24 protein-coding genes are annotated in these 23,345 nt (G+C 33.8%); 10 read left to right on the forward strand and 14 right to left on the reverse strand.

The features are described 5' to 3' along the window. The first annotated feature begins 69 nt into the window (after positions 1–69). The 3 genes from murI (at position 70) to HZF24_RS14805 (ending at position 2,802) form a co-directional block, all read left to right on the forward strand. On the forward strand, positions 70–876 hold the full coding sequence (gene murI / locus HZF24_RS14795) for a glutamate racemase (RefSeq protein ID WP_179239122.1): 807 nt from the start codon (positions 70–72) through the stop codon (positions 874–876). Between the two features lie 14 nt (positions 877–890). Next, positions 891–1,310, forward strand: coding sequence for a DUF1934 domain-containing protein (locus HZF24_RS14800; RefSeq protein WP_179239123.1), 420 nt, complete (start codon positions 891–893; stop codon positions 1,308–1,310). A gap of 91 nt (positions 1,311–1,401) precedes the next feature. Next, entirely contained in the window at positions 1,402–2,802 is a 1,401-nt protein-coding gene (locus HZF24_RS14805) for a sigma-54 interaction domain-containing protein (protein WP_179239124.1), read from the forward strand. A 47-nt stretch (positions 2,803–2,849) separates the two neighbouring features. On the opposite strand, the gene spoIIR is transcribed toward HZF24_RS14805, so the two are convergent. The 5 genes from spoIIR to HZF24_RS14830 form a co-directional block, all read right to left on the reverse strand. Continuing rightward, positions 2,850–3,551 (reverse strand): stage II sporulation protein R, encoded by a 702-nt coding sequence (gene spoIIR, locus HZF24_RS14810; RefSeq protein ID WP_179239125.1) that lies wholly within the window; start codon positions 3,549–3,551, stop codon positions 2,850–2,852. An 84-nt stretch (positions 3,552–3,635) separates the two neighbouring features. After that, the gene (locus HZF24_RS14815) at positions 3,636–4,736 is read right to left on the reverse strand and encodes a Ger(x)C family spore germination protein (RefSeq protein ID WP_179239126.1); all 1,101 of its coding nucleotides are present in this window, start codon (positions 4,734–4,736) and stop codon (positions 3,636–3,638) included. A 281-nt stretch (positions 4,737–5,017) separates the two neighbouring features. Beyond that, on the reverse strand, positions 5,018–6,106 hold the full coding sequence (locus tag HZF24_RS14820; RefSeq protein ID WP_179239127.1) for an endospore germination permease: 1,089 nt from the start codon (positions 6,104–6,106) through the stop codon (positions 5,018–5,020). Next, positions 6,107–7,612, reverse strand: coding sequence for a spore germination protein (locus HZF24_RS14825; protein WP_179239128.1), 1,506 nt, complete (start codon positions 7,610–7,612; stop codon positions 6,107–6,109). Between the two features lie 28 nt (positions 7,613–7,640). Continuing rightward, positions 7,641–7,841 (reverse strand): CLC_0170 family protein, encoded by a 201-nt coding sequence (locus tag HZF24_RS14830; protein ID WP_179239129.1) that lies wholly within the window; start codon positions 7,839–7,841, stop codon positions 7,641–7,643. 544 nt (positions 7,842–8,385) lie between these two features. On the opposite strand from HZF24_RS14830, the gene HZF24_RS14835 reads away from it, so the two are divergent. The 3 genes from HZF24_RS14835 to HZF24_RS14845 all read left to right on the forward strand — a co-directional run bounded on the left by HZF24_RS14835 (position 8,386) and on the right by HZF24_RS14845 (position 11,087). Beyond that, complete coding sequence (locus tag HZF24_RS14835; RefSeq protein WP_179239130.1) at positions 8,386–9,567, forward strand: acetyl-CoA C-acetyltransferase; 1,182 nt, start codon at positions 8,386–8,388, stop codon at positions 9,565–9,567. A 207-nt stretch (positions 9,568–9,774) separates the two neighbouring features. Further along, positions 9,775–10,431 carry a CoA transferase subunit A gene (locus HZF24_RS14840; RefSeq protein ID WP_179239131.1) on the forward strand — a complete coding sequence of 219 codons (657 nt, stop codon included), beginning with the start codon at positions 9,775–9,777 and terminating at the stop codon, positions 10,429–10,431. Then, positions 10,431–11,087 carry a 3-oxoacid CoA-transferase subunit B gene (locus HZF24_RS14845; RefSeq protein WP_179239132.1) on the forward strand — a complete coding sequence of 219 codons (657 nt, stop codon included), beginning with the start codon at positions 10,431–10,433 and terminating at the stop codon, positions 11,085–11,087. Before HZF24_RS14840 ends, HZF24_RS14845 begins: the two co-directional genes overlap by 1 nt. 65 nt (positions 11,088–11,152) lie before the next feature. Here the strand turns inward: HZF24_RS14845 and HZF24_RS14850 are convergent, their stop codons facing one another. From HZF24_RS14850 to HZF24_RS14870, 5 genes are all read right to left on the reverse strand, one after another. Beyond that, positions 11,153–12,406 carry a S1C family serine protease gene (locus tag HZF24_RS14850; protein WP_246346159.1) on the reverse strand — a complete coding sequence of 418 codons (1,254 nt, stop codon included), beginning with the start codon at positions 12,404–12,406 and terminating at the stop codon, positions 11,153–11,155. 182 nt (positions 12,407–12,588) lie between these two features. Next, positions 12,589–12,942 carry a P-II family nitrogen regulator gene (locus HZF24_RS14855; protein ID WP_179239133.1) on the reverse strand — a complete coding sequence of 118 codons (354 nt, stop codon included), beginning with the start codon at positions 12,940–12,942 and terminating at the stop codon, positions 12,589–12,591. Positions 12,943–12,946: 4 nt separating this feature from the next. Beyond that, the gene (locus HZF24_RS14860; RefSeq protein WP_179239134.1) at positions 12,947–13,309 is read right to left on the reverse strand and encodes a hypothetical protein; all 363 of its coding nucleotides are present in this window, start codon (positions 13,307–13,309) and stop codon (positions 12,947–12,949) included. Then, on the reverse strand, positions 13,309–14,829 hold the full coding sequence (locus HZF24_RS14865; protein WP_179239135.1) for a DUF1538 domain-containing protein: 1,521 nt from the start codon (positions 14,827–14,829) through the stop codon (positions 13,309–13,311). Before HZF24_RS14865 ends, HZF24_RS14860 begins: the two co-directional genes overlap by 1 nt. A gap of 165 nt (positions 14,830–14,994) precedes the next feature. Then, on the reverse strand, positions 14,995–15,810 hold the full coding sequence (locus HZF24_RS14870) for a DUF2156 domain-containing protein (protein ID WP_281372302.1): 816 nt from the start codon (positions 15,808–15,810) through the stop codon (positions 14,995–14,997). Positions 15,811–16,067: 257 nt separating this feature from the next. Between HZF24_RS14870 and HZF24_RS14875 the strand changes: the two genes are divergently transcribed. The 4 genes from HZF24_RS14875 to trxA all read left to right on the forward strand — a co-directional run bounded on the left by HZF24_RS14875 (position 16,068) and on the right by trxA (position 18,506). Beyond that, on the forward strand, positions 16,068–16,763 hold the full coding sequence (locus tag HZF24_RS14875; RefSeq protein ID WP_456356062.1) for a cytochrome c biogenesis CcdA family protein: 696 nt from the start codon (positions 16,068–16,070) through the stop codon (positions 16,761–16,763). A gap of 84 nt (positions 16,764–16,847) precedes the next feature. After that, positions 16,848–17,285 (forward strand): winged helix-turn-helix transcriptional regulator, encoded by a 438-nt coding sequence (locus HZF24_RS14880; protein ID WP_179239137.1) that lies wholly within the window; start codon positions 16,848–16,850, stop codon positions 17,283–17,285. 7 nt (positions 17,286–17,292) lie between these two features. Continuing rightward, positions 17,293–18,144 (forward strand): NAD(P)/FAD-dependent oxidoreductase, encoded by an 852-nt coding sequence (locus HZF24_RS14885; RefSeq protein WP_218835312.1) that lies wholly within the window; start codon positions 17,293–17,295, stop codon positions 18,142–18,144. Between the two features lie 32 nt (positions 18,145–18,176). Continuing rightward, entirely contained in the window at positions 18,177–18,506 is a 330-nt protein-coding gene (gene trxA / locus HZF24_RS14890; RefSeq protein ID WP_179239138.1) for a thioredoxin, read from the forward strand. Positions 18,507–18,576: 70 nt separating this feature from the next. Here the strand turns inward: trxA and HZF24_RS14895 are convergent, their stop codons facing one another. The 4 genes from HZF24_RS14895 to HZF24_RS14910 all read right to left on the reverse strand — a co-directional run bounded on the left by HZF24_RS14895 (position 18,577) and on the right by HZF24_RS14910 (position 23,330). Further along, positions 18,577–19,092, reverse strand: a complete 516-nt coding sequence (locus HZF24_RS14895) for a GNAT family N-acetyltransferase (RefSeq protein WP_179239139.1) — start codon at positions 19,090–19,092, stop codon at positions 18,577–18,579. Between the two features lie 35 nt (positions 19,093–19,127). Then, positions 19,128–19,949: a methyl-accepting chemotaxis protein gene (locus tag HZF24_RS14900; protein WP_179239140.1), complete on the reverse strand. Its 822-nt coding sequence runs from the start codon at positions 19,947–19,949 to the stop codon at positions 19,128–19,130. A gap of 97 nt (positions 19,950–20,046) precedes the next feature. Beyond that, positions 20,047–20,415, reverse strand: a complete 369-nt coding sequence (locus HZF24_RS14905) for a VOC family protein (RefSeq protein ID WP_179239164.1) — start codon at positions 20,413–20,415, stop codon at positions 20,047–20,049. Positions 20,416–20,507: 92 nt separating this feature from the next. After that, a complete protein-coding gene (locus tag HZF24_RS14910) occupies positions 20,508–23,330 on the reverse strand; it encodes a UPF0182 family membrane protein (protein ID WP_179239141.1) in 2,823 nt (940 codons plus the stop codon). Positions 23,331–23,345: the final 15 nt, after the last annotated feature.

Below are 23,345 nucleotides of genomic sequence, written 5' to 3' on the forward strand. Positions count from 1 at the left end.
AAATAAATTTGTACTTTGAAACTTGGATCTCAGTGAGAATTTTCAGAATTAGAATAAAGGGGCAAATTAATGGATAACAGACCTATAGGAATTTTCGATTCAGGAGTTGGCGGACTTACCGTAATGAGAGAGGTTATGGAGCAGTTGCCATACGAAAATATAATATATTTAGGAGATACGGCAAGGATACCATACGGCTCCAAGTCTGATCAAACAATAAAAAAATATGCCAATCAATGCTCATCCTTTTTAATGAGCAAGGATGTAAAAACTATAGTTATAGCATGCAACACTGCAAGCTCAATTGCATTGGAGAATGTACAAAATAACTTTGATTTACCTGTACTGGGGGTTATTGATCCCGGAGCAAGAAGCGCCGCTCAAGTCACAGAAAATAAAAAAATAGGTGTAATCGGAACAATTGCAACAATTAACAGCAATGCATACCAGCAAAAAATTATGGAGTATCTTTATGATGCAGAAGTAATCGGTATTCCATGCCCTCTTTTCGTGCCTATTGTAGAAGAAGGATGGGAATATTCAAATATTGCAGAATTGACTGCAGAAAAATATTTAGATGAACTAATTGAACATGAAGTGGATACTTTAGTATTGGGATGTACCCATTATCCGATACTTCGATATACCATAAGAAAAGTTGTCGGTCAGAATGTAAAATTGGTAAACCCCGCCTTTGAAACAGCAAGAGATTTAAAGAGGCTATTAGAAGAAAACAATATGCTAAATGAACATTTTGACAAAGCCAGATACGAATACTATGCAAGTGATGCACCTGAACGCTTAAGAAGGATAGGAGGCAATTTCTTAAAAAAGGAAATTGACAACCTATATGAAATTGCAATAGATAAACTTTAATAGGAGGATGAATATTGAATAAAACAAAAGTGAAAATCACGACTACACAAATACTTGATGAAGCAGGAAATGAAGATAAAGTAGAACTATTGACTGAAGCAACCAGGGAATTCACCGGAGATTGCTTCATCTTAGATTATGATGAAAGCGAAATTACAGAAAGTGAAGGAAACAAAACAAGATTAAAAATTTATAAAGATAAATTAATTATGATAAAAATGGGTACATTCTCCACTAAAATGGAGTTCGAAAAGAATAAAAGTTATGCCAACATGTATACAACACCCTATGGAAGCTTTGATATCAGCTTCAAAACTATTATATATGATTATTATCTTAATGAATCTGGAAACGGTTCTGTATATATTGAGTATAAAATTATATTTGGCGAAGCAGAAGAAACAATAAATAAAATAATTATTGATATTAATTAAACAAATTTTTCATTATTTTATATAAACACGAACATTGTTGCTGATTTTTCGGCATGATATGCCTAATATTGAGCACCAAAAAGGAGAGCTTATGGAAATAAAATATTTTGATGCCTTAATACAGGCTATAGATATTATAAATGATGGAATTCACATAGTTGATGCAAGTGGAAAAATAGTTTATTATAATATTTCAGCTAAGCATCTGGATGAAATTGATGTAGATAAAGCCATTGGCAGGCATATACTGGAGGTTTATCCATCGCTGACTTTTGAGACAAGTACTTTGTTAAGAGTTTTACGAACAGGTAAGCCTATTTATAATGTTGAGCAAAATTTTGTAAATTACAAGGGTGACAAAATATCTACCTTAAACTCAACAATTCCAATCTTTTATAACAACAAAGTCGTAGGAGCCCTGGAGGTATCAAGAAATATTACTAAAGTAAGAGAGCTGTCGGAAAAAATTGTTTCCTTACAAAATGAATTATATGAAAAAAATGAAAATCATGGGAAGCTATCTAAGCCATCCGCAAAATATACCTTCTTAGACATAATAGGTCACAATAAAGAAATACAAAAGCTTAAGGCATTGGGATTAAAAGCGGCGATTTCAGATTCACCCGTTATGGTTGCAGGGAGCACAGGTACAGGTAAGGAGCTTTTTGTACAATCAATTCATAATTCCGGCAACAGAAAGTACAAGCCATTCATAGCTCAAAACTGTGCCGCTCTTCCGCCTAACTTATTGGAGAGTATTTTGTTCGGTTCTGTAAAGGGAAGCTTTACGGGAGCCGAAAACAGACCCGGATTGTTTGAGCTTGCAAACGGCGGAACACTATTTTTAGATGAAATTAACTCCATGCCCTTAGAACTGCAGACAAAGCTGCTACGAGTTATACAGGATGGAAGAGTCCGAAGGGTAGGTTCAAGCAACACCATAGATGTCGATGTAAGGATTATATCTGCCATAAATACTGATATTAACAAAGTAATTGAGACTAAACAGCTTAGGCAGGACTTGTTCTTCAGATTAAATGTTATAACCTTGGTTATACCTGAATTGTCCAAACGAAAAGAGGATATACCAAGCTTAGCCGACCACTTCATACAAAAATACAATGAAAAATGCAATAAATTTTTTAGTGGAATCTCCAGAGAGGTGCTGGATATATTTTTAGATTACAACTGGCCCGGAAATGTAAGAGAATTGGAGCATGCCATTGAAAGTGCCATTTCTTTGTACGACGGTGAAATTATCAGAGAAGAACATCTTCCGTTCCAATTTAAAAATTATCAGTCAGATAACAGCTACACTTCTGATTCAAGCGCAATACAACCCTTAAGTCAGGCAATTGAAAGAGTTGAAAGGGATATCATTTTATCTGCATTAGAGCAGACAAGCTACAATATATCCAAAGCAGCGAAGCTGATTAACGTACCAAGGCAAACACTGCAATATAAAATTAAAAAATTAGATATACCCTCGTAACAATGCAAGACCCAGAGGGACAAGGACCCAGGGTCTTTCTTTGTGTCTTACTTATCTGTAGCTTCTGCGTATGTTCTGGTTTTGTCTGTTGAATAAATTCCTGTGTTTTCAACCATGCCTTTTTCTATAAATTCAAATAGCTTCGATTTTAATTTTATATCCTCTAACCCTCTTTTTGTTTTGATTGCTTCGATTTCTTCAGCCGTCAAAACCTCCTGAAGCTTTCTTTCTGTTTCTATGTCAAATGACGGTTCTGCTTTTTTATCCTTTCCGAAATCAACAAAGCATAGAGGGGGAAACATTACACACCACCAATTATTGCCCTCTGCCTTACCAATTTCAATTCTCACCGCATCGTAATAACCTTCAGGCAAAACTATATCTTCATACATTTTTCTTGGAAATTTGAAATTACCATAATATACATTGACCTCGTAATCATATCCCTCATCGTTGATAATTTCTTCTGCTTCAGCTCTGATATCATTTATTTTTGTGATAATCACATCTTCACTTTCATCCTTGGAAGAAATATTTTCAAATTCATTGTTGAACTTATTTACTATTTTATTTCTGACTTTATATTTAAGCTGTTGATCATAAACCGTGTCCGAATTTGCAACTACATGCAGCCTTATAACCTTATCGTTTATTTTTGTCATACCTGTATAAGCTTCGACCGTGTACGCAATTGTTATTGAAATAATCACAAATATAGCTGCTATTATTATTTTTTTATTATAATTCATTTGTCCTCCTTCTTAAATTAAGGACATTTCTCCTATCCCCAGAGACTTTCCCTGACATAAAGAGATGTGTCCCTTTCCTCTAAATTATTTTACTAAGCCGGTACTTTTAATAACCATGTCTAAATGTATATTTATATCTGCCGCTTCAAATATCTCGTCATATTTGTCAGCAATTTTTTCATAATCCTGCTTATGGTACTTGTATAAATCCTCTTTAATCTTTAACAAATCTGCTCTATAAGAATTTTGCAGTTTATCTAAGGTTTTTTTGGAAACCATTAAAATATTTTTTGTAGCTTCTTCCTTGATTTTGTTTAAATAGCTTTGATCCTCAAGCTTATTGCTTCCTATGATAAATGAATCTATATAGCTATACAACGTAACGTAGTAGTCAACCTTCAGTTTATCATTGCTTAAATCCATCTTTTTTGTCATCGTTATATCTACTGCACCTAATGAAACATTTGTATCTTCGACTGTAATATTAACATTTCTGATTGTAGCTTTACTTGGGTTCAATAAAACCATAATTGAAGATACCTCTTCCGGTTCTAAAAAACCTATTAGCTCATACTCTTTAAAAACTCCTGCTCTTTCAACCTTTAAGCTTTTATCATTGATTTCTACAACCGGTATCATTGCATTCCCAGTCTTGCCGAGATCCAGAATTGCTTCATCAAAGGTATAGATGTCCTGGTAACTTTCCCTCTTTAACTTAATGAGCATTTCGCTTAGAAAGCGTCCCACAATTGGATTGTGAGGTATTTCGGTATTAATAATATCCTGTGCCTTTCCCTTTGCTATACAAATCTTAACCCTCCTGTTCATTTGAGGTGAACGTTGAATTTCATCAAAAATTCTTTTAACTGCTTCTGAATCTCTCGCTAAATCCTCACCGAGTACAATTACCTGCATCAATCTGTCTGAAATTACCTTTTCTGAATGAAGGTAGCTTGTGGCGTAAAAGTCGGCAAAGTTAATACAATCCTTCGTATATACCAACCTTTGCTCTTCACTGCCCTCATTTATTTTCGGGATCTCGGATGTAAAAGTCAAGTTCTTTGCATTTTTATCGATTCCAACCGCAAATATATATTCTCTTTTATTTATTTCAACACTGTCCCAACAGCCCGTCAGCACTATTGATGTTATAATTGTTATGAATAAAATTTTTATACTTTTCATTTGTACCTCTATGATGATTTAAGAATAAACATGTATTTGTCTTCCTGAGCGCTTAAGCTCGAATGATCTAAGCATTTGAAAATCTGAGATTCTTTACTTACGCTCAGAATTGTCACGTATCAGCCACACCAAGATAAACGAATAACTCTGTATTCGTCATCCTGAGCGGTAGCGAAGGATCTCAGAACTTCAAAACCGGAGATTCTTCGCTGCCGCTCAGAATGACAAGGAATGTACGTTATTGGTTTATTCAAAGCAATGACACAAACCGTATATTATTATCAATTATTTTTTACTTTTTTAAATTTTGCGTCAACTAAAGCGGCAATCAACGGAATAAGTAAATTTAAACCGCTGAGAATGATTATCGGCCATTGTATATATGGAAACATCATGTACATTCCGGGCAGAACCGCTGCCATAAAATATAAAATCGGTATCTGCATATAAATAAAAAATCCGTCTTCTCTTGTTTTAAATGTTTCCTGCATTGCTATATTCGTAAAATATGCAATAATGCATATGCAGGAAAATGTAACTATAATTTGAAAACACAAGCCCACAATTTCAGTACTTTCAAAGAAAAATCCGGGTATATTTACATATTTCATAACGGAAATGAACGGCCATACCAAATGTACTGATTCTTTTATGCCAAACTTAACAATTATCATCAGATAGCAAGCAACATACAAAATGGTACTGAATAAAATAAATTTTTTATTTATTGACCTGTTGTTTTCCTGGACAGTTACTTTACTATTTGAAAACAACAGTATTGTAAATCCAAAAAATCCAAGTATTGCTCCCGGTACTGATTTTAAAACACCTTCCACATCAGCCGGATATATGGGGAAGACATTTGAATAATCAGCATAATACGTTGAAAATATCATAATAAAAATATATGGTATAAAGGCAATTAAAACCGTTATTGAGCTAATGTTTGCAATTGTTTTTATTCCCTTTTTAGTTGCATAGCTTGCCGTCAGTAATATTACAATAATTATTGAACCTAAAGGAGTTCTAAACAGCATCATCAGTTTTATTTGCTCGGCAAAATCCTTCATCAATATACTGTTTGCAATTAAAAACATAATTATGTAATAAATTCCGATTGCTCTCGATATAAGCCTAGGAAATATTTTATTCGATATACTTAAAAAAGAATCTTCTTTATATTTAAGCAGCAATTTATTAATCGGTTTTAACGAAAAATATAATACGACAGCAGCAATTATTATCGTCATCCATCCAACCGGTCCGTCTATTTCCGAAAGTAAGAGGGGCATAAGTATTGATTGAAATGCAAATGACACTAATATTAAAATTGATAAATTTTGATATGGAGTAATATCCTGATTAAACATTTATTTGCCCTTCTCCTTTTCAACCTGCAAATATGCAGGCTTTCTGACTAAATTGTAAATTTTAGGTCTGATAACCGTATCCTTTAAATCACTTCTTCTTTCAACAAAATGAGTCATAGGTGTCAAATAAGGTACTCCGAAGCTTTTCAGGGTGCACAGATGTATAATCAGTATGCATAGACCAATCGAAATACCAAATAATCCGAAAAACGAAGCAATTACAATAAACCCAAACCTAATCATCCTCAGCGATGTACTGAAATTGTAGCTTGGTATTGCAAAGGAAGCCAAGCCGGTCAATGCAACTATTATTACGGCAATAGGTGTTATTAATCCTGCTTCAACTGATGCTGAACCAATAACCAAACCACTTACCAAGCCTATTGTTGAACCCACTGGAGTCGTAATCCTTATGGATGCCTCTCTCACGAGCTCCATTACCAGTTCCATAAGCAACGCCTCAAAATACGGAGGAAATGGTACGTTAGCTCTTGAAGCAGCTACATACAATGCAAGCTGTGTAGGAAGCATATTCGGATGAAATTGTACCACAGCCACATATAACGCAGGTAACAGCATAACTATAGGCAGAGCTATGTATCTTATCATTCTTATCAAACATGACAGCATCCATCTTTCATAATAATCCTCCGATGACTGCATAAAAGATATAAAGGTTGCAGGTGCCATCAGTACAGTAGGAGTATTATCGACTGCAATTACAACCCTACCTTCAAGCAAGGCAGAAGCTGCCGCATCCGGCCTTTCTGTATTTTCAATCTGAGGAAACGGTGAGTAAGTATCATCCTCTATTAATTCCTCTATGTAGGAGCTCTCTAAAACTGCTTCTATATCAATATTATTTATTCTTTTTTCAACTTCGTCCAATACGGTTTTATTTACAATGTCTTCTATATATAGTAATGTTATGTCAGTCTTGGATCTACGACCAACCTGCATATATTTTACTTTTAATTTCGGATCTCTGATTCTTCTTCTGATAAGGGTTATATTTACCTTCATGGTTTCAATAAAGCCGTCTCTTGCACCCCTGATAAGCGTTTCAGCAGCCGGCTCCTGAATTCCTCTTATTTGCCAACCTCTTGATGAAAGCCATACTGCCTTTGAACAAGTTTCTATAAACAAAATTGTTTCTCCGGACAGAGCTTTATCCACACATTCCTGTAATGTTTGCACAGTGCCTAATTCAGTTATGGCAATATTTGAATTCAAAATTTCATTTTGTAATTCTTTTCCACTGTCCTTTTTTAAGCTTTCTAAATTAATGGATTCCATTAAGGTCTGAATTGCATACTCACTTATAGAATCCTTGGTAGTCATGCCATCAACATAAAAAATCAGTATATTTAATTTTTTATGTTGTCCTACCTTCATATTACGAAAAATTATGTCATTAGCATCCTTGAATACTTCCTTTAGAATGGTTTCATTCTTTTTTAAGTCAATATCCACATTAATATTAGTTAAATTCTGATAAATCCCCATGATATCTCCTAAATATTTTTAGTCACAATTAAATATTCTTAGTTACAATAGCAGCTATTGCAATTAATCCGTAAATAATTCCCGTAAATCTGACAATTTTGTAATCTCTGTGAAAATTTTTCCGTTTAAGTCCCTTGCTTGTTCTAAAAATTAATATATAGCTTATTATTAAAAAAATAATTATAACATCGCTGTTTAAAATTGGTTTTATATGATTAATTAAAGACATAATATTTCCTTTCTATTGATAGGAACATTCCTACTATCACGCAAAGACTATCTTATGAAAAGAGGTGTGTCCCCCCTTCCTCTTTAGTAATATTTGCAAAAACTTTCTATTTATACTAATAATTTTTATTCTGTTCTTATTTGAAAGTGCGGACAGATATTTGTCCTCAACAGAAGAAAACAGTATTACTAATTCGCTTTAATGGAACTGATTTGATGCGAATTAGTTTTATACTGTTCTTATTTGAAAATACGAACAAATAATTGTCCTTAATATAGGAAAACAGTATTACTAATTCGCTTTAATGGAACTGATTTGATGCGAATTAGTTTTAGTTTGTCCAATAATATGGAATTAATACATTGTATTAGATTAATATGTTTTATTGAACTTTAATGTGTTTTATGTTAAAATTAACTTGTATATACACTATATATGAATATTTACACTTTAAGCATAATATCATTTAGCAATTAATACTTTTACAATATATTTGGCATGATTATTGCATCTTATTATGTAAATAAAATTTAGGAGGAAAAACATGAAAAAAGCAGTTATCGTTTCAGCAGCAAGAACGCCGATTGGCGCATTTGGTGGTACTCTTGCACCATTATCAGCTGTTGATTTAGGCGTAATAGCAGCAAAAGAAGCTATCAAAAGAGCAAAGATTGAACCTGCACAGGTAGAAGAGGTTTATTTTGGTAATGTATTAGGCGCAGGATTGGGACAAAATGTTGCAAGACAGGTTACGCTTGGAGCAGGCATCCCGGTAGAAGCACCGGCAATGACAATTAACATGGTTTGCGGCTCCGGTTTAAGAGCAGTCAGCATGGCAGCACAATTTGTTGAAAGCGGACAATGTGATATAATTTTGTGCGGCGGAACAGAAAGTATGACAAATGCTCCATACTTATTGCCAAAAGCAAGATGGGGACATAGAATGGGCGATGGAAAAATAGTTGACTACATGGTTTATGATGGATTAACAGATGTTTACAATCAATACCATATGGGAATTACAGCTGAAAATATCGTTGAACAATGGGGACTTACGAGAGAGGATCAGGACAAAATAGCTGTTCAAAGTCAAAACAGAGCAGAAGAAGCTCAACAAAACGGAAAATTTAAAGAAGAAATAATTCCGGTAGAAATTCCTCAGAGAAAAGGTGAGCCAATCATCGTTGATACGGATGAATATCCAAAGCATGGAACTACAATGGAAAAGATGGCTAAGTTAAAACCTGCATTTAAAAAAGACGGAACAGTTACAGCAGGTAATGCATCGGGAATAAATGACGGAGCAGCAGCTTTAATCATAATGAGCAAGGATAAGGCAGAAGAGCTTGGTCTTGAATATATATGTGAAATAGCAGGGTACGGTTCAGCCGGAGTTGATCCGAAAATAATGGGTATCGGACCTGTGCCTGCTACTAAAAAAGCACTGGCTAATGCCGGATGGACTGTAGAAGATTTAGATTTAATTGAAGCTAACGAAGCATTTGCGGCTCAAGCAGCGGCAGTTATCAAAGATCTTGGTCTAAAGGAAGAAATAACAAACGTAAACGGCGGTGCAATAGCTCTCGGACATCCTATAGGAGCATCCGGTGCAAGAATATTAATTTCACTTATATATGAGATGGTAAAAAGAGATGCGAAAAAAGGTCTCGCTACATTATGTATAGGCGGAGGAATGGGAACAGCGCTTTTAGTAGAAAGAAAATAAGGTTATTTAGATGAATCCTTCGCTACGCTCAGGATGACAAATTCAAGCATAATGTCATTCCGAGCGTAAGCGAAAGAAACCCTAACCCCTTTTCAATGATGATATCTTTTGCTACTCAGAAGATATCATATATATTTTTTAATTTTATTTGTCAAAATTATAACAATAATATTAAATGTATAATAATTTATAGGAGGCAAAAAATTTATGATTAACAAAATTATTTCTATCAATGAAGCTATTGAAAAAGTACAAGACAACATGACTATTATGGTTGGCGGCTTCTTGGCTAATGGCTCTCCAGAGAGCCTGATCGATGCACTTGTTGCAAGTAATGTTAAAAATTTAACCCTCATTTGCAATGACACCGGTTTTCCGGATAAGGGTGTCGGAAAAATGGTAGTAAGCAAACAATTTAAGAAAATAATTGCTTCTCATGTTGGTACAAACCCTGAGACTGCAAATCAAATGAATTCAGGAACTACAGAAGTTTGCTTAACACCCCAAGGTACATTAGCAGAAAAAATCAGATGCGGAGGAAACGGTCTTGGTGGATTCTACACACCTACGGGAATCGGTACTGAAGCTGAAGAAGGAAAAGAGAAAAAAATTATTAATGGCAAAGAATATATATTTGAAATGCCGTTGAGAGCCGATGTCGCACTTTTAAAAGCTTCTGTTGTTGATAAAAAGGGTAATATGGTCTTTAATAAAACAACTAAAAACTTTAACCCTATCATGGCTACAGCAGCCGACTTGGTAATAGTTGAAGCAGAAAAAATTGTTGAAGTGGGAGAAATCAATCCGGAGCACGTTATGTGTTCAGGAATATTCGTAGACTACATAGTTGGAGGTGGCAAATAATGAACGAAAAAGCTGTAATAGCAAAAAGAGTAGCTCAGTTATTGCACGACGGTGACGTTGTAAATTTAGGAATAGGACTTCCTACAATGGTTGCAAATTACATACCTGAGGGAATGGATATTACTTTTCAATCAGAAAATGGATTTTTAGGTTTAGGTCCTGCACCGGAACAAGGAAAAGAAGATTGTGAATTAGTAAATGCGGGAGGTATACCTTCATCAATAGTGCCCGGAGGTATGTTCTTTGATAGCGCTACATCCTTTGGAATAATCAGGGGAGGTCATGTCGATGCTACAGTTTTAGGAGCAATGGAAGTTGATGAAAAGGGTAATCTTGCCAATTGGAAAATACCTGGAAAGATGGTTCCGGGAATGGGCGGAGCGATGGATCTGGTAGTTGGAGCGAACACTGTAATAATTGCAATGGTTCATACTCAAAAAGGTAAACCAAAAATTTTAAAACAGTGTACACTTCCTTTAACTGCAAAGGAACAAGTAAACATAATTGTTACAGAAATGGCACTGATGAGAGTTACTGATAAGGGTTTAGTTCTTGAAGAATTGGGACCTGAAGCAACAGTAGAGGATGTAATTGCCGCAACAGAAGCAAAATTGATAATTTCTCCAAATTTAAAACGCTTTGGTTTAGATGAATAGATAAAATCAAACAGCCCAAATTAAAAATTTGGGCTGTTTGATTTTCTTTTTTAATTTCAGAGGATTTATAAATTTGCCGGTTTTGTTTTAAGTGTCAATGCAGCCTTTTGCTCATTGCCATTTCTTAAAAATGTAATTTCAGCATTATCACCGTCTTTATATTCGTACAATTTTATTTTCAATTCCTGCATGCTGGTTATTTTACTTCCGTCTATTGCAATTATTACATCACCTACCTGCAAGCCGGATATTGCAGCAGGAGAATCCTTTATTACTTCTGCTATAACAACACCATATTCAGCTTGAACTTCTATTCCCAATGCTGTTTCATAGGTTTCAACTTCAACACCTGATATACCTACGTAGACAGTAGTTAATTTACCTTCTTTTATTATGCGCTCTATTATCGGCTTTGCCGTATTTATCGGAATAGAAAAACCTAAGCCCTCTGCAGTTTTTATTTTTGCAGTATTTATTCCAATTACCTGACCCTTGGCATTAAACAAAGGACCGCCGCTGTTTCCCTCATTGATAGATGCATCTGTTTGAAGTAACGGCTCTATAACTGTTCCGTTTTCAAAAATTATAGCTCTGTTTAATCCGCTTATTATACCTTGAGTAACTGTTCTTTCGAGATCCAATGTCATTGGATTTCCTATTGCAACAACCGGTTCACCTACCATCAATGTATCGGAATCTCCTAATTCCACAACAGGTAAATTTGTTCTGTTTATTTTTACCACTGCTAAATCAAGAGATTTATCATACCACAATACTTCACCAACCTCTATTGAACCGTCAATCAATGAAACGGTTATTTTTTCATATTTTCCATCTTCAATAACATGCGAATTGGTTACAATATATCCGTTAGAATCTACAATAAAGCCTGAACCCATGCTTTGGGATCTTTGCGTCTGAGGTCCAAACCAAGTGTTGACTTGCTTGGTTGTCTGAGTAGTTATTCCAACTACTGCTTTTTGTGATTTTTCTGCTACAGCAACTGCAAAATAAACATCATCAGTCAAATTTATATTAACATCCTGAGCCATAATAGGTTTCTCTGCACCGCTTTGATTAACATTTAATTGACTGTATACAAAATACCCGCTTGATAAACCACCGATGATAGCCGCGATCAATGCGACTGCCACATATCCGAAAAATGTTTTTTTCTTGCCTCTTTTCTTAATCGGCTCAACTTCATAATCACGCATTACAAAATTTATACCTCTGTGTTGATCATCATTAAAATCATTATGCGTCTCGCTATTAAAATTATAGTTTTCATTAAATTGATTTTTGTCGTTATAGTCCATTTTATATTCCTCCTACAATGAATTATATATGTTGTATTTACTTATTCTTCCACCTTATTTTTATATTATCATTAATTTCTTTAATGAAACTTAATTTTAATAAAAAAAGTCACCCTGAAAAAGAGAAATTTCCACCTTAAAATCATGGGTAATTTCCCTATTTACAGAATGACAATATGTTTTTATTTATTTTTGAAATCCAAATTCATGTGAACAATACCGCACACGTCTTCTACAGGCATGGAAAATGACAATCCTCTACCTTCTTTGTTTAAACCGACTTCATTTCTGATTGCGTGCATAATTTGTTTTTTATCTTCACGCTTTGCAAGTATTAAAATTAAATCCTTCTCCGGCTGAATAGATATTCCAAAAAACTTTTCAGCTTCATGTACTCCGGCTCCTCTTGCATTAAGAACTGTTCCTCCGGTAGCTCCCGCACTTCTTGCAGCATCCATTACTACGTCATCAAAGCCACGATTTACTATTGTAATTATTAAATCAAATTCTTGATATTCATCTTTTATATCTACCATTATCTCACTCCTTATCATTATTAATTATACTGCTTATAAGCTCTAACGCTACGGCACTGTCAACGCTGCTTATAGGTATAGAAAAAGCTATACCGTTACCGGGTTCTTTTAAATTAAATTGCTCTCTTAAATTGTTTATAATTATCGGAACTTTTTCTTCACTGACAACACTTAGGATTATATCCTTATCTGTTTGGCCTAATCCGAGATAATTTAATATTTCTGATTTTGCTGTGCCTTTTCCTAAAGCAATTATGTTAAACATAATTTCATTTTCTCGCAGCATTTCAGTAATCTTTTCACCATTACCTCTGTTAACTATAGTGATAAACAATTTTATATTTTTAGGTAAGCTTATGTTGTTCATTATTGCTCACCTCCTTCAAGATCTATAATTTCATTACTTTCATCTTCAGTTATATTTTCTTCAACCTTTTCAAATTTACCCACTTTTAATTTATAAACAACTCCGAGAATTTGAATCGTAATTAACGGCGTCATTGCTACCATCGCTACCAGACCAAAAGCATCAGTCAGTATATTTCCACCCACTGCATCTGCAGCACCCATTGCAAAGGGAAGCATAAAGGTTGCAGTCATAGGACCCGAAGCCACACCTCCTGAGTCAAAAGCAATACCAGTAAATATCTGAGGTACGTAAAACATCAATAATAATGCAATGGCATAACCGGGTACTATAAAGTACCAAATGCTTATTCCTGTAAGAATCCTAATCATAGCAATTCCTATTGATACTGCTACCCCTAATGAAAGAGATATCAGCATTGCCCTTTTAGAAATCGCACCACCTGTTACTTCCTCAACCTGTTTATTTAATACATGTACTGCCGGCTCGGCAGCTACTATGAAAAATCCCATTACCATTCCTATAGGTATCAACATCCAATTGTAATCCAATCCTGCCAATGCATGACCTATATAGTTCCCGGCAGGAAGGAATCCGACATTAACACCGGTTAAAAATACTACCAATCCTAAAAAAGTATATATTATTCCCACCGATAGCTTTATCAAATGAGTTTTTGGCAGTTTCAAAAAAATAAACTGAAAAATAATAAATGCAATAACTATTGGTGATAAAGCCAAAGCAACTTCTTTAAAAAAGTGGGGAAATTCATGCATATATATATTTATAATGTCCCTGAAGTTACTTACCTCAGCTATTACAACTTCTTCATAACTTCCGGATGTATTGTAAAACAATCCGAGAACCAATACGGATAAAACCGGTCCTACAGAGCAAAGTGCCACCAATCCAAAGCTGTCATCATGAGCGCTCTTTCCTCCTCTGACCGCAGCAACACCGAGACCTAAAGCCATAATAAATGGAACCGTTATAGGACCGGTTGTAACACCACCTGAATCAAAGGCAACCGGAACAAAATCATTTGGTGTAAAATACGCTAATATAAAAATAATTGCATAAAATACTAATAATACATAGGAAAGCTTTATTTGAAAAACTATACGCAATAAGGAAATTACCAAAAATATACCTACACCAAACGCAACAGCTCCAATAATTACATTATCGGCAATTGAAGGAACCTGACCGGCTAAAACCTGTAAATCCGGTTCTGCTACGGTAATCATAAACCCCATTAAAAAACTTATTATGATTAATGCCATCAATTTACGTGATTTTGTAAGCTCTGCGCCAATTCTTTCTCCCATCGGCATCATTGATATATCCGCACCAAGCGTAAACAGACCCATACCTACTATTAATAATATTGCTCCTGTCAAAAAAAGCATAAACAGACCCGTTGGCATAGGCGTTAATACAAAGTGTAAAATAACAACTATGATAGTTATCGGGAGCACTGATGAAAGTGATTCTTTAATTTTTTCAATCAGATTATTCAAATAGAAATTACCTCCGCGTTATATATTTAAAAAGCAAGTTTATTCTTAATATTAAGTTTATATTAAATAAATTCGGTAGTCAATAGTTTTATTTTGTAAAGTTTTAGCTCTGATTTTTTTCTATTAGTCAAATTTAAGAATTGGAAAAAATGTTTTCAACTCATGCTAAATAACCTTAACTAAATATTTCTTCACCATTTTAACAGGATGATATGATTGTTTGGCTTTTCTCAGCCCTTCATTACCCGTATCCTCCTGCCTGTTTACAAGTTCGATATCAGAGAAGCTCTCCATTAAAAATATTCTGTTTAAAAAAGAATATATACCTTTATAAGCAATTTCTCCCCGTTCAACATGGATGACAGCCATTTTATCATTAACCTTTTCTCCAACAGCAAAACCAGCTAAATTCCCATCTACATAAATTGCAATGGATTTAAGGTCAAAATAATGAAGCTCACCGCACAAATCCTTAATTGCATCTATTTCCATAAGCATTTCTTTATCTACAGTTACGGCAACCTCATCATGCCATTTATGTAAGAGTGTTAAACAATCCTTTATTACTTTTTCATTATCTAAGGTTTTTATTTCATAGCTGTAAGATTTATTGAATGAATTGAAATGATTTTTTTTACCGTGATATTTTTTGCCCCTTAATTCTATCAAATCATTAATACTATAAACATATTCAAAATCATCCACATCTTCAATTGCTTCAATTTTATAATCAGTGTATTTTTTTAAGTCGTTTAAAAATTCTTCATCAACATCGCCGAACAAATACTCCCTGTCAGTATAATTTTGATTTCTTGTCTTTAGGGTCTCAACAAGCTCCGTCAATCTTTCTTTATTGTATCCAAAGGGCTGAGCATAAAATGTTTCCTTCCCTTCTTCATTTTTTTCTATAATCAATGTATCATCAAATATTGCATATTTTACATTGTTAAGCTTTCTCCACATATATAGTGATGAAAACAAATATTCATACGATTCTAAATTTTCTTTATCTACATAACTTTCTATAATTTCTTTATCTTCAATTGTAAGCTTTTTAAAACTTATAATTTAAATCATCTCCCATGCATATAAAATATTGTATGTGTTAATTAACTGCTATTATTATAGTATCATCATAAAAAATATATTTCAACACATTTATAAATTTATTTTATAAAGTCACTTGACAAACTAAAGTAACTGTGCTATAGTAAAATAAAAAGATTGGGGGTAATACTATTTTATTAGTTTTTATTGAAGGATTTTTATCTTTTTTTTCGCCGTGTGTACTTCCTCTCATCCCTGTATATATCAGCTATTTAGCAGGTAACGGAAAAATAATAAACAGTGACGGCACTATAATTTATAACAGAAAAATAGTTTTATTAAATACATTGTTTTTTATAGGCGGAATTTCAAGCGTATTTTTCCTGCTTGGTCTTTCATTCTCCGCATTAGGTACTTTTTTTAATCAAAATAAAGAATTGTTCAGCAAAATTGGCGGCATAATAATTATTATTATGGGTCTGATACAATTAAACATACTTAAATTAAATTTTTTGAAAATGGAAAAAAGATTTCACCTTGATTTAACAGCTGTAAAAATGAACCCGATAATCGCATTTATAATGGGATTTACATTCAGCTTTGCATGGACACCATGTGTAGGTCCTGCATTATCCTCAGTTTTAATATTGGCATCGAATGCTGAAAATATTTTTTCAGGGAATGCTTTAGTATTAATTTATACACTTGGCTTCATAATACCTTTTATAATATTAGGTTTATTCACTACTGAAGCACTTAACTTTTTCAGAGAAAAAAGAAACCTGGTTAAATATACAATTAAAGCAGGAGGAATTATCTTAATTATAATAGGTATTATGACCTATACCGGAACTTTTACTACAATAAGCAGATATTTTGCTTTTTAGAATAAGAGGCACACATCTCTTTTTGTCAGGGTCAGTCTTTAGGATGGAAGAAATGTCCCCGTCAGGGGAAGAGGGAGTGAAAATGTGAGAAAACCACAATACAACATACAATGTAACATAGCGCAGACTTTAAATATTATCGGTGATAAATGGTCATTGCTAATCCTGCACCAACTGCTGATAGGGCGTGAAACTTATAAGGAAATACTTGATGGCTTGGAAGGGATACCGACAAATTTATTGTCTGATCGTTTAAAAATGTTAGAACATGATGAATTAATATATAAGGAGCTATATCAAGACCATCCTCCAAGATACAAATATTCTTTAACAGAAAAAGGAATGGATTTGGTAGATGTATTCAACAGCTTGGTACTGTGGGGCGAAAAGCATTTAAATAAATGTCATAAAAAATTGGTCCATAATAAATGTCATCACACAGTGGAATTAAAATATCATTGCCCTGAGTGCAACATGTATATTGACAGTGATGAACTTGAAGTAATTGAACCAAATGAGTGAGGTTAATATGGGAGATATAACAGATATTATAATAGTCGGTGCAGGACCGGCCGGCTTATCTGCTGCGGTCAATGCAGTAAATAGAGGAAAAACAGTCCGAATTTTTTCTAACAAAGAAAATTACCTATCTAAAGCCGAAAGAGTAGATAATCACTTAGGTTTCTACAATATAAGCGGTAAAGAGCTTATGGATAAATTCAAAGAACATGCAGAAGCTATGAATATAAAAACAGAAGAAGGAAAAGTGGTTAATATCCTTCCTATGGGTGAAAGCTTCATGGTTAACATAAACGGTGAAATATCAGAAGCAAAAAAAATAATTCTTGCTATGGGTGTTTCGAAGGTAAAAGAACTTCCCGGAGAGGGAAGATTATTAGGAAGCGGTGTAAGCTACTGTGCAACATGCGATGGAATGCTTTACAGAAATAAGAATGCAATAGTTTGGGACCAATCAAACGATGCATTGGAAGAAGCTAATTATTTGAACAGCATTGGTGTTAACATAACTTTTGTTTCAAAGAAGGCACGTTCCGAGCATTTAAATGGAAATATTAAATATGTAAGCGGAACAATTTCAGAAATATTGGGGGATTATTCAGTAGAAGCCGTTATTATAAACGGAGAAAATTTACAGGCAGACGCAGTTTTTTTACTTCGGGATGCAGTAGCTCCAACAGCATTAATAGATGGTCTTGAAACAGAAAGCGGCTTTATCAGGGTAAATAAAAATATGGAAACAAATATTGAAGGAGTTTATGCAGCCGGAGATATAATAGGCAAACCGCTTCAGTTATCAAAAGCTGTCAGTGAAGGTCTGATAGCTGCACAACATGCAGCCATTCAAATAGATATACAATAAAATAAATATTAAATTCATAAAGGAGAATTATTATGTCAGAAAAAATAAAATATGTAAACAGTGCAAAGGAATTTGATGACTTGTTATCCACAGAAAAATATGTATTGGTAGACTTCTGGGCTACATGGTGCGCACCATGCAGAATGATAGCACCTGTTATAGAAAAATTAGCAGATCAATATGACGGAAAAATAACCGTTGCTAAAGTTGACGTTGACCAACAACAGGAGCTTTCAATCAGATACGGCATACAAAGCATACCAACTGTTGTCCTATACAAAAACGGTAAAATAGAAGCAAAGGAAATCGGCGTAAAACCGTTAAATTCTTTCACAAGAATGCTCGACAGCCACATAGCTTAAAAAGACCCAGAGGGGACGGACCTTTTTGTGGCTGCAAGCACCGCAAAAAGGTCCGTCCCCTCTGGGTGGGTTATTTCCATTCGCTTTTCAAAAGACCGTACAACAACAAATCATATCTTTTATCATCCCTCAATACAAACTCTCTATATGTACCTTCTCTTTTAAACCCTGCCTTTTCATATAAAGAAATCGCAGCAGTATTAAATTCCAGTACATTTAGCTGTATTCTATGGAAACCCAATTTATTAAATCCATATTCAAGCAGTAATTTTAAAGCTTCCTTGCCATAACCCCTGCCTCTTACATATTTATTCCCGATACCGATAAAAAGAGTGGCTACCTTATTTTCATTAACTATGTCATCAAAACCCGCAATTCCTATTATTAAATTTCTATCAAAAAGCTTAATTGCAAAAACATCCGATTCTTCATTTTTTTTATAATCTCCGAATGTTTTATTAACTTCGTCCGCTGACTGAGGAATTGGAGGCATATAATCATAAAATTTTAAAAATTCAATGTCTTTAAACCACTCGTAAATATATACCATATCATTATCTTCAATTCGTTCTAATTTTATTTCCATGACAGCTCCTTGCAGGTTGTTAAGTTTTATTACCTTTATATTAAATTTTCCGCCATGTTTACCAGATCCGCTGACATAGCAGTCAAAGATTGAATTGAAGCACTTACTTCTTCTGTTGCAGCTGCTATTTCATTAAGAACTGAAGATAATTCTTCACTTTGTTTGCTAACTTTTTCATTATCAGATTTTAATTTTTCCAATATATCTGCAATTCTTTTTGTTGACACAGTGCTGTTTTCTGCTAATTGACTTATTTCACCGGCCACAACATTAAAGCCCCTCCCGACGTTGCCTGCACGTGCTGCTTCTATGGAAGCATTTAATCCTAAAAGCTTTGATTGTCTTGATATATTGTAAACTGTATCGACGATTTTATCTGTTTCCTTTACTGATTCTAAGTTATTCTCTGAAATTTGTTCCATTTGATAGCTCAGGCCTGCCACTTTTTCCAATCCGGCAGCATTTTCTTCCATAGCTGCTGTAATTTGTTCTATTGTTGTTGATAAATTCTGAGCCATATTTACTAATCTTTCTTTGGCATCCAATGATTCCGCAACTATTATACAACCAATAACCTCATTATCATCAAATAATGGTATGGCACGCCCCATATAAGGAACTCCATATACTTCGCGAGGAACCTGTCGTATAACAGATTTTCCACTGTAAATAGCTTCTAATGCCACAGAACCGTCCTTTAATATCTCACCTTTTTTTAAGTTAAGGTCTATCGTTTTGCCGGGTAGGGCAGCTACTATTTTTTCTGTATCACTGATTGCAATATTAAAATCTGCTGTCATTAATTTTTGAAATATTTCTATAAAATCACCCAGTATATTCAAATATTCTCTTTTCAATCTCATAACCTCCGCAAATGTTATAATGTATACGTTTTCTATTAGAAAAACGGTTCTTTTAAAATGGAAATAAAAGAACCGTCGCCTTTATATTTCATTATTTTTTTCGTATAATTTCTGTCCAATATCCATCAGGGTCCACGATAAAATATATGCCCATTGATTCATTAACAAATTCAATACATCCCATTTCCTGATGCTTTTTATAAGCTTCTTCGTAGTTATCCGTCTGCATAGCAAGATGATATTCTTGTTCTCCCAAATCGTATGGCTCGTTTCTGTCTCGCATATAGGTAAGTTCTAATATGAAATCAGTTTCACCATCTCCTAAGAAAACCAATGTATAGCTGCCATCCGCAGCTTCTTTTCTTCTGACTTCCGTTAATCCAAGTGCCTCCTGATAGAATTTTAAGCTTTTTTGTAAATCTAATACGTTAAAATTAAAATGATTAAATGTGAATTTCATAGCTCTCCTTTCTGACAGGGACATTCTTCCTATACTCAAAGACTTACTCTGATAAAAAGAAGTGTGTCCCCCTTCCTAATTTACTTTGATAATTACTGTGCATCATTGCTTTCTTCTATGATGTCATTTTCAGTATTTATATTTATACCATTTGTCAATAGGTTTAATTGCTCTAATATGCTTTCTAACTTTTTCAAATTTTCACCGTATGAAGTCCAATCACCTTTTTGTGATGCTTCATTTGCCCTGTTAAATGCAATATTTGCCTGATTAATTAATTCATTAATATTTGTATTATCATATTCATTTTCCTGTGGTGGTACAGGTTTTTCCGGCTGAGTGCTTATTCCGAAAATTCTTTCTATTGCTATATCAAGAGTTGGCTCCATTACTATTTTATCACCAAATGAAACAACAACCATTTTCATTTCCGGGAAATTGCTTTCTGTATCAGATTTTAAATAAATAGGTTCTACATAAAGTAACGAATCTTCTATCGGAACAACTAATGTGTTCCCCCTTAAAACCGTAGACCCAACCTGACTCCACAATGTAAGCTGTGATGAAATAACAGTATCCTGATCAATTTTTGTTTCTATCATGTTTGGACCCGGTATCGTCTTTGTTTTCGGGAACTCATACAATACTAATTCGCCGTAATTATCCCCGTCATTTCTTGCCACCAATAACGAAATCATATTGTCTTTATTTTGCGGTGTATATTGTGTAGTAAGCAAAAATTCTACATTTTCTTCATCCGGCAGCTTAAACATTACATAGCTTGAACCAACCGGTTCTTCGCCGTTATTCATATATTTTTCATTTGCTATATCCCAATAATCCTCTCTACCGAAGAAAACCGTAGGATTTTCAATGTGATACAATCTATACATATCCGATTGTACATCAAAATATATTTGAGAATATCTGATGTGGCTCTTTAATCCTTCCGGCATTTCGCTCATAGGCTTTAATAAATCCGTAAATATTTTATTGTAGGTCTTTATAATCGGGTCTGTTTCATCTGCTATATAAAAGTCAGTTGAACCGTCATATGCATCTATTACAACCTTTACCGAGTTTCTCATGTAATTCACATTCCAGCCTTGGTTAAGCTTATCTGTCGGTTGCGAATATGGATATCTGTCGCTGACAGTAAATCCTTCTATAATCCAATATAATTTACCGTCTTCTTGATTAATAACTATGTACGCATCTGGGTCATAGTATATAAAAGGTGCTATTTCTTGAACTCTTTGAATAATATTTCTGTTCAGCAATATTTTACTTTCAGAATCTATATTATTTGAAATTAATACTCTGTAGCTTCCTTTTCTTATACTGAACAATATTCGATTTACTAAAGAGAGCTTAATACCTGCATCTCCTTCATAGAATGTTTCAACATTGTTTGAGCCTGATGGATAATCAAATTCTTTTTCATCCGTATTTACTATTATGTATTCGCTTGCTCTTTCACCAAAATATATTTCTGGTCTGTCAATCATAATATTTGTATCAGTGGTCGGCGGTATATTCTTAATCAGCATTTCCGGTTGCCCTTGAGGAGTAACTTCATTAACCTGTGACATTGTTATACCGTAACCGTGTGTATATTTCAAATATTGATTAACCCATGTTCTTGCCTGTTCATTTAATCGATTTTGATCAAGCTCTCTTGCCGATAAGAAAACCTGTTTATAAACTCCATCTATATAATATCTGTCTACGTCTACATCATTAAATACATAGTACGGTCGTATTCCTTGCAATTGATTGTAAACCTGAATTAACGGTTCCTGATCGTTAATTCTTATATTAGCAATAACCTCCTGGTTATTGTTTATGTTTTCTATGGTTAAATTATCATTTGCGGGAAATTCTATAAGTCTTACATCATGTAAATCATAGGCATTTTGAGTGTATTTAATACTGTATTCCATATATTTTGTTTCTTTTGAAAGCTGATCCGGCTCTACAACAAAATTTTCAACTAAGCCGGCTAAGCCGGTACCTATTATTGAAATTGCTATCAATGCGGCAGGAACCGTCAATGCATTCTTAAGATTCTTTTTCCTTGCACCGATAAAGAACGTAACCGCCGATACAAAACAACCTATACCTACTATCCTATAAATGTTCAATGTGATATTTATATCTGTAAATCCGGCACCGAAAACTCTTCCTACTTGAGAATATAATAAATCATAGCTTTTTAGTAAAATTCTTATACCTAAAAATATAAATACAAATACACCAATAAAGGATAATTGATTAATTATTTTTTCTGCAAATTTTTTATTTAATACTGAGCTTAAGTCAAGTTGATGAGGATTAAATCTCATTTCTTCAAATTTACTTGATACATTTTTTATACTGTCTTTAATGGACAAATAACCATAAAAAAATACAGTTACGGCAATTAGCAGGAATAAAATATTGATTATGTAACCTATGACTGTATTAATCAGAGGTAATTTGAATATATAAAAACTAATATCATTATTAAAAATAGGGTCAAAACTATGGAAGCTCTCACCATTATAAAACTGCAATATTTCAAACCACATTGTAGAAACTATATTAAATGTAAACAATAAACTTATGATAATTGAAATTAATTTTATCCACAGATTAATTTTTTTATTTCTGTTTGCATCCACAACTTCAACTTCTAAGTCATATTTCTTTTTTAATTTTCTTAAGAACAAGTACAGCAAACCCAATGTAATGATAAAAATCGGTATGGTTAGAATAATCTGTGCTTTCAATTTAGTAAAAAATGTTTCTGTATATCCAATTTCTTTAAACCACAAAAAATCTGTTACGAATTTTACCGTTGTCCCGAAAAAGTTAATAACTAAAAATAATACTATAATAAAACCTATTGTAAAAAATTTTCCCCTATTTTTCATAAAACCTCCCTCTTT

It is taken from the genome of Sedimentibacter hydroxybenzoicus DSM 7310, from assembly GCF_013403245.1.
Lineage (GTDB): Bacteria > Bacillota > Clostridia > Tissierellales > Sedimentibacteraceae > Sedimentibacter > Sedimentibacter hydroxybenzoicus.